Raw genomic sequence first — 2079 nt, 5'->3', positions numbered from 1 at the left:
ACCGCTGCCATCGGCGCGCCCTTCCTCGCTACCCTCGTCTGGCAACGCCTCGGAAAAACCGAATGACCCCGCACCTCGAAGCCCGCGGCCTCACCCTGCAACGCGGCGGCAAAACCCTCATCGACCAACTCGACCTCACCATCGCCTGTGGCAGCTACACCGCCATCATCGGCCCGAACGGCGCGGGCAAAACCACCCTCATCAAACTCCTCTGCGGCGACTACCACCCGCAACACGGCGCCATCACCTACGACGACAAACCCCTTGCCGCCTACAGCCCCCTCAGCCTCGCGCGCAAACGCGCCGTGCTGCCACAAAGCCAAGAACTGCCCTTCGCGCTCAGCGTCGCCGAAGTCGTCGCCCTCGGACGCGAACCCTGGCACGGCAGCGCCGCCGCCCGGCACGACCGCGCCGTCATCCGCCACTGCCTGCAAACCCTCACCATTGACCACCTCGCCGACCACACCTGGCAAACCCTCTCCGGTGGCGAACAACACCGCAGCCACATCGCGCGCACCCTCGCGCAAATCCACGAACAACCGGCGGGCGACCTCAGCGGCAAAACCCTCTACCTCGACGAACCCACCAACCACCTCGACATCCGCCACCAATACCAACTCATGCACGAACTACAGCGCCTGAAAGCGCGTGGACTGACCATCATCGCCGTCATGCACGACCTCGACCTCGCACTACAAAACGCCGACCACATCATCCTCTTGGCAGAAGGCAAAAAACTCGGCGACCACACCCCGCAAAGCCTGAGCGCAAGTGGCGACCTGGAGCGCGCCTACCACATTCCCATCCGCCACTACCGCCTGCCCGACAGCGACCGCATCCTCCTCGCCCCGGACCCGGAGTACCAGCCATGAACAACAACCGCCGCGACAACATCGCCCACCGAATAACCCCCTCCCTCGCAGCGAAGCGCAGCGGGGGAGGGTTGGGGTGGGGGTAGCGAAAGAAAAATGCCCACCACCGCGACAACGTCCCCTCAATCACATATACATACACGATAGTCGCTACCCTGTATGTAAACAGACGACAAACCCCATGAACCCCATCCAAAACACCCGCTGGCGCCCCGACCAGGCCGTACCCGACGCCTTCCCCGGCCGCTCGCGCTTCATGATGCCGCGCGGCACGACCCCGCCCGTGCCGCCTGACGCCATCCAGCGCATCTGGCAGAAAATCCTCACCACCCCCTGGCACGGCGAAGGCGCCGCCTACCTGCACATCCCCTTCTGCATCACCCACTGCCTCTTCTGCGGCTTCTACCGCAACCACTGGCGCGAAGAAGACGGCGCCAGCTACACCGACCGCATCATCGACGAACTCGCCTATGAGCACGAACAACGCCAGGGCGACGGCACCATCAACGCCGTGTACTTCGGCGGCGGCACCCCGACCGCACTCGCCACCGCCGACCTCGTCCGCCTCATCACCGCCTGCAAGCGCTACCTGCCGCTCACCGACGACTGCGAAATCACCCTCGAAGGCCGCATCAGCCACTTCGACCCCGACAAAGCCCAGGCCTGTATCGACGCTGGCATCAACCGCATCTCCATCGGCATCCAAAGCTTTGACGACCATATCCGCAAACGCATGGGGCGCAAACACAGCGGCGACGAAGCCTGGCACTACCTGCAACAAATGAGCGCACTTGACTGCGTTGTCGTCGCCGACCTCATCTACGGCCTGCCCAACCAAAACGACGACATCTGGGCGCGCGACATCACCCGCATCAACCAACTGCCCCTCTCGGGCCTCGACACCTACGCCTTCAGCAACTTCCCCGGCCTGCCCATCAACAAACACATCGAAAAAGGCCACCTGCCGCCGCCCGCCCCGACAGCCATCCAGGCACAACACTACGCCTACGCCTGCGAACAACTCACCGCGCACGGCTGGCAACAAATCAGCAACAAACACTACGCCTGGCCGGGACGGGGCGAACGCAACCGCTACAACAGCGGCGCGCGCGACACCTGCCTCGCCTACGGCTCCGGCGCGGGCGGCAACCACGGCGGCTACAGCTACATGGTCAGCGGCGACCTCCTGACCTACCTTGACACCCCG

Annotated in this window: 2 protein-coding genes; both read left to right on the top strand. The window is 64.4% G+C overall.

What is annotated here, in order from left to right; all coding sequences use genetic code 11:
• The first annotated feature begins 62 nt into the window (after positions 1-62).
• Complete coding sequence (locus tag Q0349_RS00760) at positions 63-872, top strand: ATP-binding cassette domain-containing protein (RefSeq protein WP_298078848.1); 810 nt, start codon at positions 63-65, stop codon at positions 870-872.
• A gap of 181 nt (positions 873-1053) precedes the next feature.
• On the top strand, positions 1054-2079 hold a 1026-nt coding region (gene hutW, locus Q0349_RS00755; protein WP_298078847.1), incomplete at its 3' end, for a heme anaerobic degradation radical SAM methyltransferase ChuW/HutW.

It is taken from the genome of uncultured Cardiobacterium sp. (assembly GCF_938028185.1).
Taxonomy (GTDB): Bacteria; Pseudomonadota; Gammaproteobacteria; order Cardiobacteriales; family Cardiobacteriaceae; genus Cardiobacterium.
Note: the sequence above shows the minus strand (reverse complement) of the source record. Positions and strands in the feature narration are given on the sequence as shown.

Bases quoted from the DNA above. Each gene is read 5' to 3' on its own strand.
- Q0349_RS00760 (WP_298078848.1), top strand. From the start codon at position 63: ATGACCCCGCACCTCGAAGCCCGCGGCCTCACCCTGCAACGCGGCGGC.